The sequence below is a fragment of the Acinetobacter sp. 802_lipA genome, from assembly GCF_058242885.1.
This window is the reverse complement of sequence record NZ_JBZAYP010000001.1, coordinates 700303-713504: the sequence shown is the minus strand read 5'-3', so window position 1 is coordinate 713504 and position 13202 is coordinate 700303. Positions and strand designations below refer to the sequence as shown.

Sequence of the window (13202 nt, the reverse complement as noted above, 5' to 3'; positions counted from 1 at the left end):
TTACTTATTTACAAGCAATAAATAGTGCTATATTAGTCCTAAATTTAGGAATAAAAAATATAATCAGTCAAAAAAAAATCGACGGGTATAGGAAAGTGTGAAGCCGTTCTTAAAAAGAAGATGAAGTGTGGTTTTATGCGGAAACTGTTCGTTGAAAATATAAGTAAATATATGTTAAAAGTGTACGTAACTTGTAAAGCGTCTACGAATCTGTTTCTACAAACATTCTAAAAATGGGAAGGGTCATATTAAATGGACGATAAATTCCAGAATCTAAAAGTAATGGTCATTGATGATTCAAAAACCATTCGTCGCACAGCTGAAACATTATTGCAACGCGAAGGTTGTGAAGTGGTGACTGCAGTCGATGGTTTTGACGCATTGTCAAAAATTGCTCAAGCCAATCCTGATATCGTATTTGTCGACATTATGATGCCACGACTAGATGGTTATCAAACGTGTGCATTAATCAAAAATTCACAAAATTATCAAAATATTCCTGTCGTGATGCTCTCTAGCAAAGATGGTCTATTTGACCAAGCCAAAGGGCGTGTTGTTGGTTCAGATGAATATTTAACAAAGCCGTTTAGTAAAGATGAATTATTAAATGCGATTCGTAATCACGTTTCAGCATAAATAATATAAGTGTAATTGGGGAAAATTATGGCGCGTATTTTAATTGTGGATGACTCACCTACAGAGACATTCCGCTTTAAAGAAATTTTGGGGAAACACGGTTTTGAAGTGATTGAAGCGTCGAATGGTGCCGATGGTGTAACCATGGCTCAAGCTGAACTTCCTGATCTTGTGTTGATGGATGTGGTGATGCCAGGCGTTAATGGGTTTCAAGCAACCCGTCAAATTGCGCGTGGCGCAACAACAAAACACATTCCCGTAGTGATCGTCAGTACTAAAGATCAGGCTACAGACCGTGTATGGGGTAAGCGTCAAGGTGCGTGTGATTATTTAACTAAGCCTGTTGATGAAAACCAACTGATTGATGTGATTAAGCAACACCTGAACGCAGGATAAGCTCTATGGCAGCAAATGGATTTATCGAATTACTTCGACTTGCTAAACCGCTGGTCGGGCATTGCTTTTGAGATGATGGGGCAATATTTCGTTGCGCCATTAGGTGAAGTTGCAGAGGTAATTTATCCTCCGAAATATACCTTAGTGCCAAATACTCAGCCTTGGGTTGTGGGTTTGGCCAATATTCGAGGACGTTTACTTTCTGTTGCCGATTTAGCGCACTATGTATCAGGGCATCGTAGTGCGTATTCACCAACTCAAAAAGTACTCTGTATTAGTCATAATGACCACTATGTCGGTTTAGTTGTAGATCAGGTTCTGGGGATTCAGCACTTTAATAAGAAAAGTTTCTTTTCTAAACACGAAGATTTAGATCGGAATTTAAAAGAATATTGCCAAGGGTATTTTCACCAACACAACCAACAATGGCATGTTTTCTTATTCAGTCGCTTATTAGACAATCCAAAGTATATGAACGCATCTATAAAATTTATAAATTAATATCATTGTCGCGCGCGAAATTATAAGGGCGTAAATCGGGGAGAAGCTGCATGGGCTTTAAACTTAAAAAGAAAAATACGGATGGAAGCAGTAACCGCTCAGGTGGAAATGCTTTAGTAGCAAAACTTCAATCATAGACGGAACAGTTTTCACGTGTATTTGGTGATAGTGAAAAGTCCAAGCCATTAATTTTGGGTGCGGCATTTTGTATCGTACTGGCAATTTTCTTACTGTTGTACCTATTCTATAGTGTACCTCGAAATAACGAATTCACCCGTAGCTTGGGTGATTTACGTCTTTTATCACAAACGATTTCGCGTCAGGCAACTGAAGCAACAGCATCAGGTACGCCTGAAGCTATTAAAAAACTGACAGAATCACAAAAGTCTTTTGCTGAAAATTTAGAAACAGTAAAAGATATTCACGCGAGCACAGACGCACTGCGTGAAGTAGATGCACAGTGGAAAAAAGTTTCTGAAAATATTGATTTAATTGCTTCACAACAAAAAATCATTAACCAACTCTACGATACCAACATTGCGATTAGTGAAAGTATTCCGGGGATTCAGGCCGAATACAACTTAATGGTTGACCAAATGGCACGTCAAAATGTGCCAGCTAACCAAGTCGTAATTGCAAAAAACCAAGTATTCATCGCGGAACGTATTTTACGTTCAATTGGTTCGGTATTAACCGGTTCAGACAACTCGCGTGAATCTGCGGATGACTTTAGCTCAGATACAGAAACCTTCGCGTCATACTTAAACGCACAGTTAAATGGCAGTGCGGATTTAGGTGTAGAGCGTATTAATGACCCTGAAATGCGTGACTCTTTAACCAGTATTCAATCAGAATATGATGATGTACTGAAGTCAGCAGCAGCAACCGTCTTAAAGAACTCATCACAAGTTGTTAAAGTACGCCAAGCGTCATCATCGATTTTTGAACAGTCGGATGCTTTGTTAAGCAATTTGAACAAATTGTCAGGTGGTACAGGTTTAGCGATTGCAATTCCTGCCTTAGGTCTAATTCTAGCCCTGATTGCCTTCTTATTCTGTGTATTTAAATTACTTGTACTTCGTGGTGAATCAGATAAAAAACGTGTATCTCGTCTACAAGATGAATATGACCGTAACCAAAACGCGATTTTACGTTTACTGGATGAGATTGCCGATCTTGCAGATGGTGACTTGCGTTCATATGCTACGGTATCTGAAGACTTCACGGGTGCAATTGCCGACTCGATTAACTTCGCAATTGACCAATTGCGTGACCTTGTATCGCGTATTACTGAAACCTCTCAAGAGGTTGCACAATATACGGCAAGTACGCAGGGGATTACCAACCAGTTAGCCGAAGCATCTGAACACCAAGCGCAAGAAATTGCGGGTGCATCTGCCGCGATTAACGAAATGGCAATGTCAATTGACCAAGTATCTTCAAACGCTGAAGAATCAGCGGTAGTAGCAGAACGTTCAGTAAAAATTGCTGCAAATGGTGCGAACGTTGTAAACCGTTCAATTGAAGGTATGGATATCATTCGTGAGCAGATTCAAGAAACCTCTAAACGTATTAAACGTTTGGGTGAATCTTCGCAAGAGATTGGTAACATCGTTGCCTTGATTAACGATATTGCCGACCAAACGAACATCTTGGCTTTAAACGCAGCGATCCAAGCATCGATGGCAGGTGAAGCAGGTCGTGGTTTCGCCGTGGTTGCGGATGAGGTACAGCGCCTTGCAGAGCGTTCAGCTTCAGCAACCAAGCAGATTGAAACACTGGTAAAAACCATTCAGACCGACACCAACGAAGCTGTAATTTCGATGGAACAAACCACGTCTGAAGTTGTACGCGGTGCGAACTTATCTAAGGATGCGGGTGTTGCACTGGATGAAATTCAAAACGTATCGGGTAATTTGGCGAAATTGATTGCAAACATTTCGGATGCAGCAAAGCTACAGTCAGCATCTGCAGGTCATATTGCAACCACGATGAACGTCGTACAAGAAATTACCTCACAAACCACCACTGCGACTTTCGATACAGCACGTTCAGTCTCTGAACTTGCAAACATGGCGGAAGCGTTACGTGAGTCTGTAACAGACTTTAAACTGCCTGATTAAGCGCTTGCTTTGGGGGGAGGTATGCTGCTCATTACTTGAGTGGCATACCAAAATCAGAATACACATCAACTCAATTAGCTTGAGCCAAAAGATTGGTTTGGGATGATGGTTATAATGAAGTTTATGCACCTTTTTTGGGTAGCTGACAACGCAAGAAGCCTTAGCTATGAAAGAAATATTAAAACATTTAGTTGAAACGACAACGCTTCCGGAAGATAGTTATCTAGATCAAGATGCAGAAATTCTTGAAATTTTTGTTGAAGAAATTGAAGAAATCTTCGTTGAATTAGATCCATTATTTGAAAAGTGGTACGCTGAACCGACCCATCAAGAAACCTTGTTGAGCATACGTCGTCACTTCCATACCTTAAAAGGCTCCGGTCGTATGGTGGGGGCAAAGTCAGCAGGTGAAACAGCATGGGCAGTTGAAGACACCTTAAATCGTGTGATTTCAGGTGCTGTACCGCTTACGGCAACGGTTCAAAAATTTGCTAAGACGGTATTTAAACTGTATCAATTTAAACTGTATCCGACTTTTAAAGCGGTACAGGAAATTGATCTTGACCTTCGTCCATTGGTTTTAATTGGACAACAATTACAACAAAATCAAAGTTTAGAACCTGCTCTAGAAGAGTTGCTACAACTGTCTAATCATCTAAATAGTAATGATGTCGTGACGGGATTAGAGCTGAGCGATATTGAAGTGGCTGAATCTGAGCCACAAGTTGCAGACGTTTCTGAGCAGGATGATCAAGTGCATGATGTCCTTGAAGAAACTTTAGCGATCTTCATTGAAGAAGCGGAAGACCATTTAGCGACTATCGATCAGTTCTTAAATGCAGATGAAACCAAGGTACAAGATTACAATGGTTTAATCCGTGCTTTACATACATTGCGCGGTAGTTCGTCTATGGCGCAAATTGAGCATGTCTTTAATGCCAGCTCAAAAGTCGAAAATCTATTTAAAACCTTGGTACAAGAAGAGATCGTTTCTACCTCGAAGGAAATCTCTTTACTCACCCAATATGCTGAATTTGTACGTGACTATTTACATGTGCTTGGGCGTGGTACGAACGAACAGCTTGATGTAATTTATGCCACGTTTACTACGGCTTGGGATAACTATGGTTTCAGTATAGAAGACGTAGACGATGAACTGAACCCACAAGGTATGGTCTCGAAGCTGATCGAGTTAAATATTGGGTGGTGTTTCAAAAAGTATGCTGAAAAAAAGCAGGTTGGATTTTGATAAAATAGAGAAATGCGAATAACTCTAGAAATCAAGTGTCCAGCCTGCCTAAGTGACAGTATAAAGAAAAATGGCACAAAAGTAGATGGTAAGCAAAATTACCAATGTAAAATATGCAGACGTCAATTTATTGGTGATCATGCTCTCAGTTATCAAGGCTGTCACTCAGGTATCAAAACCAAAATATTACACCTCATGGTGCGAGGCAGTGGTGTCAGGGATATAGCAGAAATTGAAAGAGTAAGTATCGGTAAAGTTCTACGGACACTTAGCCAATCAAAATATCAACTTCGAGCACAGCAAAGTCATTATGAAACCCTTGAAGTAGATGAGTTTTGGACTTTTGTTGGTCATAAGCAAAATAAACAATGGCTAATTTATGCCTATCATCGAGAAACAGGTGAAATTGTTGCTTATGTATGGGGTAACCGAGATTTAGCCACTGCAAAACGACTTAAATTAAAATTGAAGCAGTTAGGTGTAAGCTATACATGTATATCAAGTGACCATTGGGATAGCTTTGTTACGACCTTTAAAGAATGCAAACAGTTGATTGGTAAATTTTTCACTGTGGGTATAGAAGGCAATAATTGTCGATTACGGCATCGAATCAGGCGAGGCTTTAGGAGAAGCTGCAACTTCTCCAAAAAGCTTGAAAATCATTTCAAAGCCTTTGATTTAGTGTTCTTTTATATCAATAATGGATTCGTTTAATGCCAGCATACTTTTTGAAACACCACCAAATTTGAATGCAATAAAAAAGGAACTCAATTGAGTTCCTTTTTTATATGGGTTTGTACGCTTATGCCAAAAGGCCTTCTAAAATTTGTTCGTAAATTTCAGCAAGCGGTTCAAGATCAGCGACATTCACATGCTCATCAATTTGATGGATACTGGCATTGAGTACACCAAGTTCCAGTACTTGAGCACCTGTAGGAGCAATAAAGCGACCATCTGATGTCCCACCTGAGGTTGAAAGCTCAGTTTCTACACCAGTCACATTGCGAATGGCATTTTTAGCTGCATTCACCAACTCACCTACTGGCGTCAGGAATGGTAAGCCTGAGTGCGTCCATTTAATGTCATAGACTAAACCATGACGATCCAAAATTTCTAAAACACGTGCTTTTAATTCTTCAGCGGTCAATTCAGTTGAATAACGAAAATTGAAAGTCACGGTCATGGTACCTGGAACGACATTGGTTGCCCCTGTGCCAGCTTGAATATTGGACACTTGGAACGAGGTTGCAGGGAAGTATTCGTTGCCTTGATCCCAAACTGTATCACAAAGTTCAGCAACAGCTTTAGAGGCCATGTGAATTGGGTTAATGGCCAAATGTGGATAAGCCACGTGACCTTGTTTTCCTTTCACTGTCATTACTGCATTGAGTGAACCACGACGACCATTTTTAACAATATCACCCAGTTGATGAGTACTTGAAGGTTCACCCACCAAACACCACTTCATTTTTTCATTACGGGCTTCGAGTGTTTCGATCACTTTGACTGTACCATTGATCGATGGACCTTCTTCATCTGAGGTGATGAGGAACGCGATTGAGCCTTTATGATTCGGGTGTTTCGCAACAAAGCGTTCAGAAGCAACCACCATTGCGGCCAAGGCGGTTTTCATGTCTGCACTGCCACGACCATAAAGCTTACCATCACGAATTTCAGGGGCAAATGGGTCTGAGTTCCAAGCATCTAAATTACCTGTAGGAACGACATCTGTATGACCGGCAAAGCAGAATACAGGTGCTTCAGTGCCTTTTCGTGCCCATAGATTATCAACATCATCAAAGCGCAAAGATTCAATGTTGAAACCAATTTTTTTTAAGCGTTCAGCCATAATATTTTGACAGTTGTGGTCCACAGGTGTAACCGATGGCTGACGTAAAAGTTGGAGGCTTAAATCGAGAGTAGCAGAAGAGGTCATGCGCATTTCAAAGTCAATAAAACAGTCGGCACTATAATAGGCGATTAATCTCTGGAATGCGAAACTTAGCAATAAAAAAACCTTATCATTTAGATAAGGTTTTGATGCAAATATTAATTATTTGCGGATTTCATCTTGGGTTTTTTCAGCGGTATTTGATACAGCACTACCTGCTGAAGAGACATCTTCACCAATACCTTTGACGGTATTACAGCCAGCTAAAACAAAAAGCATAACTAATGAACTAGCAATAATTTTCTTCATCTCATTCTCCAAAATTTTGGTATTGTCATCAAATGATTTTGTTCTGATGTTTTTAAAGATTAAAAAATAAACACTTTAAACAATAGCATCGTTTTACAGGAGATGAGTAAGCGTATGTTGCGTTATGTATTTTTGCTCTGTACACGACAAATTTCATATAGCCCTTGTCCTATCAGGCTTTTTCTTTCTTAAAATTGCTAGAATTTTCTTAAATTCCTCTTTTTTTCCAAAACCAATCAAACGTAGAATAGCCATTTGAACATAGTCCAAACCGTAGCGAAATAAACTTACTGAAAGTCGTCCATGCTTCTTTATTTTTATCGCTTTTTTTCGATCATGTTGCCATTCACCTGTTAAATAGCACCAACAGAAACCGATAGCTAGCACTGCTATCAATTTCTTGACTCGTCTAGGGTCTGTTAAACGAGTATTTTCAAGATTGAATCCACGTCCTTTGAGACAACTAAATAACGTTTCGATTTCCCAGCGTAATGCATAATCACGAATAGCAGAAGCATTAAACATAGGAGAAACAACAAGTAAAAGTTCTCCATCTTCTAATCGTAGCGCACTAATATACAGTTTCACTCGACCAACCCAAATACGTCGTTTACGACATTCAGTTTGACCAACTTGAAGATGACGAAATAAATCACTAATTTTATGATTCTTGGCTAAGTGATTGGTCACAATAAAGTTTTTTTAACACGTATACAGAAGTTAATGTCATTTTCAATTAACCATGTAAACCATTTCTCACCGATAAATTCTCTGTCTGCGAACACATTCACAATACGGTCTTTACCAAAAATAGAGATAAAGCGTTGAATCAAAGCAATACGCTCTTTTGTATCTGAATTTCCACGTTTATTGAGCAATGTCCAAACAATAGGTATGGCTATTCCACGATAGACGATGGCTAACATCAAGATATTGATATCTCGTTTTCCCCATTTCCAATTAGTTCTATCCAAAGTTAATTGGACTTTATCGAATGAAAATATATTGAAAATTAACTGAGAAATTTGACGATAATCGAAATACTGACCTGCAAAGAAGCGTTGTATACGTCGATAAAATGATTGTGGTAAGCACTTGATGGGTAAGGCTTTAGATGCAGAAGAAAGATTACATGTCTGTTTTACAATTAATGCAAGCATAATCAGTGTAAAACATTTTACATGTGACTTGTTCCACTTTAGATATTTGTTTAAGATGAGATATAGCTCATTGAAATGTGCCATCATATTCGTCGTCAGAAAACAAGTATTATGCCATTATTTCAATGAGTTATATTTTTTTGTCGTGTACAAAGGTATTTTTGTATAAAGTAACTTCTGCAAAATCAAGTTAAAATCAAATTTGGATTTCGGTACATATAAAACTGATTGTTTTGATTTTGTAAGTACAGTCCATTGGTCCACCAATGTGCATTTTGGCTACTGACTTCAGCATTTGGGCAAATCCATTCTTGACGTTGTAGGCGATAGTAATTCAAGTCGGTCGTTGGAATGACGTTACCCCAAGTACCTAGTCGACGGTCTGGATTGAGCCAATCGGGGAGGGGGTATTGGTTTAAAGCATCAACTGCTGTGAAACCATTTATTAGGGGGAGAAAGAGTTGCCCCTTTAAAACGGCAAAGCGAGCCTGAATGTCTGTGTCCAAAGCTTGCTGGAATTGAAACTGTTTATGGGTAAAGTGTTTTAATTTTCGATTTAAAGTGTCGGTACGATTTAAACCATACCATGTGGTTAAGCTCAGATTTGTTTCACCCAAATAATATTTCAACGCAATTTCCCAATGCTCGATTTGATTGGTTTCGGTATTTTTAATTAAAAAGTCTAGCTCACCTGTAGTACGTGCACCATCAATGATTTGAATACTATGACCCAACAATTCATAAGCATGATAGCGATGATCCAGTAACCAAAACCACATGAACATTTCAAAGCGCAGACCTAAACGGGTACTTTTCAGTTGAGCCATAAAGTCTTCGAGTTCTTTCGGGTCTTGATCGAGCTGTTTAAGGCGAGGTAAATAGGTTTGAAAGTGCTGTTGCCAGATCTGTGAGGGATGAAAATGAAAAGCATGTTGTATATCGAGCTCTAACGGCAACGCAGACAAAATGTTTGGACTGGCTACAGCAAAAGCCAACTGGCGAACCAATGGATGTTTGAGTTGGAGCCAAGGTTCGAACAACTGATGCTGTGAAATGAGATGCATGTGAGTGCCTTAAAAAAGAAGCTTAATATGCAGAAGGACAACGGATAAACTTAAAAAACACTTTATACTACCGCAATTCGGTGCTCAGGAAAGTGGTATGAAAACGTTGTTTTGGCGTTGTTTAGTGGTGATCTTTGTCATCCTAGGCTTTATCGGTGCACTGTTGCCGGGTATGCCAACAACTGTTTTTCTGATCTTGGCCGCTTGGGCTGCATCTAAAGGTTGGCCGCAAATGGATGCTTGGTTGCTCAACCATCCTAAATATGGCGCAACGTTAAGAGCATGGCGTGCCAATGGCACTGTACCACGTAAAGCGAAATGGTTTGCCAGTATCATGATGTTGATCAGTGGACTGATCATGCTACTGACCAATGCACCATTTTTAGTGAAATTATTTACCAATACCACCATGCTGCTTGTCGCAATATGGTTATGGTTACGTCCAGAACCCAATATATCAATAGATAAAAAACAAATAGAGGACAACTGATGTCTTATGTAATTGCTGATGCAGACGTCTTGATTGATCTGGCTGAACAGACTTTAAAGCTGCCTAAAAAGAATAAATTTTATCTGATCTCGTCAGGAAAAAATGGTATTGGCGAAACTGAAAATAGTGGTAAAACGCCACGAGGTTGGCATCTGGTTGCTGAGAAGCATGGTGCTGAGCAACCTCAAAATGCCGTTTTTATTGCTCGAAAGCCGACAGGTGAAGTATACGATACCGATTTAGCCAACCAGTTTCCTGAACGTGACTGGATTTTGTCTCGGATTTTATGGCTGAGTGGTTTAGAAGAAGGCTTCAATCGTGGGGAAGGCTGCGATACCTATCAACGTTATATCTATATTCATGGAACACCAGATAGTGAACCAATGGGGATGCCGATGTCGCATGGCTGTATTCGTATGCGTAATACGGATGTCATAGAGTTATTTGAACTAATTGATTGCAATGCACTGGTTTATATTTCCGAACATAAACTTGAAATCTAAAAATAGCTGTTAAAAAATGTGCAAGCTTATTTTATTGAGTATTCAACGCTGTAATTTAAAATATGAATATTGAGTAGAAGAAGGGGATTAATCATAGAAAATGTGTATTTTGAGGAAAATAAATTTAGCGAATAATCATTTTAATTTTCGCAAATATGTTAAATAACATACAGAAAATACTTGTTTTTATACCATTTGACCTATTTTTTAATCACTCGATTGCAAAAAAGTGAAAACAAGCCGAAAAGCGTTTGACAGCCTGTAAAGATTCTCTATAATGCACCTCACAAACGATAAAGACGTTAAGGGCGCTTAGCTCAGTTGGTAGAGCGTCTGCCTTACAAGCAGAATGTCGGCGGTTCGATCCCGTCAGCGCCCACCAAGCCTTTACGTTAAAGATCTTATGTGCAGCGGTAGTTCAGTTGGTTAGAATACCGGCCTGTCACGCCGGGGGTCGCGGGTTCGAGCCCCGTCCGCTGCGCCATTTATACAGAATCCTTAATGAGGGCGCTTAGCTCAGTTGGTAGAGCGTCTGCCTTACAAGCAGAATGTCGGCGGTTCGATCCCGTCAGCGCCCACCAGATTTTTTGCGATGCAGCGGTAGTTCAGTTGGTTAGAATACCGGCCTGTCACGCCGGGGGTCGCGGGTTCGAGCCCCGTCCGCTGCGCCATTTATACAGAATCCTTAATGAGGGCGCTTAGCTCAGTTGGTAGAGCGTCTGCCTTACAAGCAGAATGTCGGCGGTTCGATCCCGTCAGCGCCCACCAGATTTTTTGCGATGCAGCGGTAGTTCAGTTGGTTAGAATACCGGCCTGTCACGCCGGGGGTCGCGGGTTCGAGCCCCGTCCGCTGCGCCATTTAAAATATAAATTTAAGTCCCTGAGCTTAAATTTGAACACTAAGATTGACAATCTTAAATCAGGGCGCTTAGCTCAGTTGGTAGAGCGTCTGCCTTACAAGCAGAATGTCGGCGGTTCGATCCCGTCAGCGCCCACCAAGCCTTTACGTTAAAGATCTTATGTGCAGCGGTAGTTCAGTTGGTTAGAATACCGGCCTGTCACGCCGGGGGTCGCGGGTTCGAGCCCCGTCCGCTGCGCCATTTAAAATATAAATTTAAGTCCCTGAGCTTAAATTTGAACACTAAGATTGACAATCTTAAATCAGGGCGCTTAGCTCAGTTGGTAGAGCGTCTGCCTTACAAGCAGAATGTCGGCGGTTCGATCCCGTCAGCGCCCACCATATTCAAGCTGTAAAGCTTAATGACCCTAATTGCATTCGCAATTACCGTTGCAGCGGTAGTTCAGTTGGTTAGAATACCGGCCTGTCACGCCGGGGGTCGCGGGTTCGAGCCCCGTCCGCTGCGCCATTTAAAATATAAATTTAAGTCCCTGAGCTTAAATTTGAACACTAAGATTGACAATCTTAAATCAGGGCGCTTAGCTCAGTTGGTAGAGCGTCTGCCTTACAAGCAGAATGTCGGCGGTTCGATCCCGTCAGCGCCCACCATATTCCCTTATCGTAAAAGCCTTGCTTATCTCAAGCTGTTTTCATACACTTCTGTGCAATAATAATTTTAAAATATGACAGATTTATGAGAAACCCATATCAATGCAAAGCTGCGTCTAAAAATCAAAATATTGCTTACGATCCTCTTGAAATCTATCGTCTTTTTATCGAAACTATCGTGCATCAAGGCCATGTTATTGCCTTATATCAAGATGGCTGGGCTTTATGTGCTACGCCAACCGGTCAACGTTCCTTTGCGATGTGGCAGAGTAAAGGTTTAGCACAGCTTTTGGTGAAAGATAATTGGGCGGGCTACGAAATCCAGAGTATTGGTCTTAGCGATTTAGTCGAAAAAGTGATTCCATTCTTACGTTCAGAAAAAACCACGGTCTCGATGAATTTAAGCCCAGAAGGGCAGAATGTCTTGGTTGCACCAGAAAAATTATTATTAGATATCAAAAACTATTTATATCAATTTTCAATGCAGAAGCCTGAATTATTTAAACAATTACAATTACCGTCGCCACGGACAATCCGTCTTCATTAATTCATGAGGATTTCATTTTAGTATTCATTAGACTTCCTTCATAAATCATTTTTCAATCAATTTAATTGTTTATCTTTCACCCAATCTAAATTGTATATGCCAGCAAGTAAATTAAACCGCAGGTTTAATCGTTTACGACGATTTCTATATACACAAGATAAAATCTTAAAACATTTCATCCTTCCAAATACATGCTCTACTTGAATTCGTCTACGACCAATCTCTCTATTTAACTTTTTTAATTCAGAATCTAGTTTTTCAGTTTTCTTTGCTTTAGATGGCATGAGGCATCCAAAACCCAATTTCTTTATCCCTAAATAACCCTTATCAACGATAAAAAAGGGCTTAAATTTTAATTTCCTCATACTTTTTTTAAATATTTTAAAATCATGCATGCTTCCATGACTTCCACATACACTCAGTATTTCACCTGTTGTATAGTGCATAGATAGCTGAAATTTAAAGGTATGTCGCTTTTTTTTACCGCTATACCATTTCTTCTGTTTTTTTTGGACGTTGAACTAATATTTCAGTTGCATCAATCACAACAACTTCCCAATCCACTTCATCTCGATTAGGAAGTTGTTTTGGCAAGTTAAATTTTCCAGAACGGATTAAGGTATCTTCAATAACACGTGTGATACGAATTGCACTCGTTTCAGATACACCGTAACTCATACCAAGATGGAAAAATGTTCGATATTCTCTCCAATATTCTATACATAAGAGCAAACGATCTTCCAACGGTAATTTATGCGGTCGTCCTTTACCAATATGACGAGGTAAATGCTTATTTAGCTCGGCCAACATGAGGTTAAATGTAGCC

Annotated in this window: 11 protein-coding genes, 11 tRNA genes and 4 pseudogenes; 20 read left to right on the top strand and 6 right to left on the bottom strand. The window is 39.9% G+C overall.

Going from position 1 to position 13202, the window contains the following annotated elements; all coding sequences use genetic code 11:
* The first annotated feature begins 252 nt into the window (after positions 1-252).
* The 6 genes and pseudogenes from pilG to AC4CU3_RS03555 all read left to right on the top strand — a co-directional run bounded on the left by pilG (position 253) and on the right by AC4CU3_RS03555 (position 5619).
* Positions 253-636 (top strand): twitching motility response regulator PilG, encoded by a 384-nt coding sequence (gene pilG, locus AC4CU3_RS03580; protein ID WP_004694493.1) that lies wholly within the window; start codon positions 253-255, stop codon positions 634-636.
* A 27-nt stretch (positions 637-663) separates the two neighbouring features.
* A complete protein-coding gene (locus AC4CU3_RS03575; RefSeq protein ID WP_004694491.1) occupies positions 664-1032 on the top strand; it encodes a response regulator in 369 nt (122 codons plus the stop codon).
* Between the two features lie 5 nt (positions 1033-1037).
* Positions 1038-1533, top strand: a pseudogene (locus AC4CU3_RS03570) (chemotaxis protein CheW).
* Between the two features lie 50 nt (positions 1534-1583).
* Positions 1584-3656: pseudogene (locus AC4CU3_RS03565) on the top strand (methyl-accepting chemotaxis protein).
* Positions 3657-3822: 166 nt separating this feature from the next.
* Positions 3823-4857 (top strand): annotated as a pseudogene (locus tag AC4CU3_RS03560) (Hpt domain-containing protein); the annotation flags it as partial.
* 60 nt (positions 4858-4917) lie between these two features.
* On the top strand, positions 4918-5619 hold the full coding sequence (locus tag AC4CU3_RS03555) for an IS1 family transposase (RefSeq protein WP_004282341.1): 702 nt from the start codon (positions 4918-4920) through the stop codon (positions 5617-5619).
* A gap of 88 nt (positions 5620-5707) precedes the next feature.
* Here the strand turns inward: AC4CU3_RS03555 and dapE are convergent, their stop codons facing one another.
* The 4 genes from dapE to AC4CU3_RS03535 all read right to left on the bottom strand — a co-directional run bounded on the left by dapE (position 5708) and on the right by AC4CU3_RS03535 (position 9329).
* Entirely contained in the window at positions 5708-6841 is a 1134-nt protein-coding gene (dapE, locus tag AC4CU3_RS03550) for a succinyl-diaminopimelate desuccinylase (RefSeq protein WP_419283817.1), read from the bottom strand.
* Between the two features lie 117 nt (positions 6842-6958).
* Complete coding sequence (locus AC4CU3_RS03545) at positions 6959-7105, bottom strand: entericidin A/B family lipoprotein (RefSeq protein WP_004981146.1); 147 nt, start codon at positions 7103-7105, stop codon at positions 6959-6961.
* Between the two features lie 153 nt (positions 7106-7258).
* A protein-coding gene (locus AC4CU3_RS03540) for an IS4-like element ISAba33 family transposase (RefSeq protein ID WP_490738456.1) occupies positions 7259-8349 on the bottom strand; the annotation gives its coding sequence in 2 pieces (ribosomal slippage) (positions 7259-7809 and positions 7809-8349; 1092 coding nt in all).
* 101 nt (positions 8350-8450) lie between these two features.
* Positions 8451-9329 (bottom strand): DUF1853 family protein, encoded by an 879-nt coding sequence (locus tag AC4CU3_RS03535; protein ID WP_259234385.1) that lies wholly within the window; start codon positions 9327-9329, stop codon positions 8451-8453.
* Between the two features lie 97 nt (positions 9330-9426).
* Between AC4CU3_RS03535 and AC4CU3_RS03530 the strand changes: the two genes are divergently transcribed.
* The 14 genes from AC4CU3_RS03530 to AC4CU3_RS03465 all read left to right on the top strand — a co-directional run bounded on the left by AC4CU3_RS03530 (position 9427) and on the right by AC4CU3_RS03465 (position 12376).
* Complete coding sequence (locus AC4CU3_RS03530) at positions 9427-9819, top strand: YbaN family protein (protein ID WP_078388416.1); 393 nt, start codon at positions 9427-9429, stop codon at positions 9817-9819.
* Positions 9819-10322 carry a cell wall-recycling L,D-carboxypeptidase ElsL gene (gene elsL, locus AC4CU3_RS03525; RefSeq protein ID WP_236769787.1) on the top strand — a complete coding sequence of 168 codons (504 nt, stop codon included), beginning with the start codon at positions 9819-9821 and terminating at the stop codon, positions 10320-10322. The genes AC4CU3_RS03530 and elsL overlap by 1 nt, the downstream gene beginning before the upstream one ends.
* Positions 10323-10628: 306 nt before the next feature.
* Positions 10629-10704, top strand: a tRNA-Val gene (locus AC4CU3_RS03520).
* Positions 10705-10729: 25 nt separating this feature from the next.
* A tRNA-Asp gene (locus AC4CU3_RS03515) sits at positions 10730-10806 on the top strand.
* 21 nt (positions 10807-10827) lie between these two features.
* Positions 10828-10903 (top strand) — tRNA-Val (locus AC4CU3_RS03510).
* 13 nt (positions 10904-10916) lie between these two features.
* Positions 10917-10993, top strand: a tRNA-Asp gene (locus AC4CU3_RS03505).
* 21 nt (positions 10994-11014) lie between these two features.
* A tRNA-Val gene (locus tag AC4CU3_RS03500) sits at positions 11015-11090 on the top strand.
* A gap of 13 nt (positions 11091-11103) precedes the next feature.
* Positions 11104-11180: transfer RNA gene (locus tag AC4CU3_RS03495), tRNA-Asp, on the top strand.
* A 64-nt stretch (positions 11181-11244) separates the two neighbouring features.
* Positions 11245-11320 (top strand) — tRNA-Val (locus tag AC4CU3_RS03490).
* A gap of 25 nt (positions 11321-11345) precedes the next feature.
* Positions 11346-11422 (top strand) — tRNA-Asp (locus AC4CU3_RS03485).
* A 64-nt stretch (positions 11423-11486) separates the two neighbouring features.
* Positions 11487-11562, top strand: a tRNA-Val gene (locus tag AC4CU3_RS03480).
* Between the two features lie 50 nt (positions 11563-11612).
* A tRNA-Asp gene (locus AC4CU3_RS03475) sits at positions 11613-11689 on the top strand.
* A 64-nt stretch (positions 11690-11753) separates the two neighbouring features.
* Positions 11754-11829, top strand: a tRNA-Val gene (locus AC4CU3_RS03470).
* 85 nt (positions 11830-11914) lie between these two features.
* Positions 11915-12376, top strand: a complete 462-nt coding sequence (locus AC4CU3_RS03465) for a DUF2750 domain-containing protein (protein WP_436906265.1) — start codon at positions 11915-11917, stop codon at positions 12374-12376.
* 56 nt (positions 12377-12432) lie between these two features.
* Here AC4CU3_RS03465 and AC4CU3_RS03460 read toward each other — a convergent pair.
* Together AC4CU3_RS03460 and AC4CU3_RS03455 are read right to left on the bottom strand one after the other, a co-directional pair.
* A pseudogene (locus tag AC4CU3_RS03460) lies at positions 12433-12825 on the bottom strand (transposase family protein); the annotation flags it as partial.
* A gap of 37 nt (positions 12826-12862) precedes the next feature.
* A complete protein-coding gene (locus AC4CU3_RS03455; RefSeq protein ID WP_032031561.1) occupies positions 12863-13186 on the bottom strand; it encodes an IS5 family transposase in 324 nt (107 codons plus the stop codon).
* Positions 13187-13202 lie beyond the last annotated feature (16 nt).

Excerpts from the sequence above, each read along its gene's own strand:
- pilG (WP_004694493.1), top strand. The coding sequence starts at position 253 with ATGGACGATAAATTCCAGAATCTAAAAGTAATGGTCATTGATGATTCA.
- AC4CU3_RS03575 (WP_004694491.1), top strand. The coding sequence starts at position 664 with ATGGCGCGTATTTTAATTGTGGATGACTCACCTACAGAGACATTCCGC.
- AC4CU3_RS03555 (WP_004282341.1), top strand. The coding sequence starts at position 4,918 with ATGCGAATAACTCTAGAAATCAAGTGTCCAGCCTGCCTAAGTGACAGT.
- dapE (WP_419283817.1), bottom strand. The coding sequence starts at position 6,841 with ATGACCTCTTCTGCTACTCTCGATTTAAGCCTCCAACTTTTACGTCAG.
- AC4CU3_RS03545 (WP_004981146.1), bottom strand. The coding sequence starts at position 7,105 with ATGAAGAAAATTATTGCTAGTTCATTAGTTATGCTTTTTGTTTTAGCT.
- AC4CU3_RS03535 (WP_259234385.1), bottom strand. The coding sequence starts at position 9,329 with ATGCATCTCATTTCACAGCATCAGTTGTTCGAACCTTGGCTCCAACTC.
- AC4CU3_RS03530 (WP_078388416.1), top strand. The coding sequence starts at position 9,427 with ATGAAAACGTTGTTTTGGCGTTGTTTAGTGGTGATCTTTGTCATCCTA.
- elsL (WP_236769787.1), top strand. The coding sequence starts at position 9,819 with ATGTCTTATGTAATTGCTGATGCAGACGTCTTGATTGATCTGGCTGAA.
- AC4CU3_RS03465 (WP_436906265.1), top strand. The coding sequence starts at position 11,915 with ATGAGAAACCCATATCAATGCAAAGCTGCGTCTAAAAATCAAAATATT.
- AC4CU3_RS03455 (WP_032031561.1), bottom strand. The coding sequence starts at position 13,186 with ATGTTGGCCGAGCTAAATAAGCATTTACCTCGTCATATTGGTAAAGGA.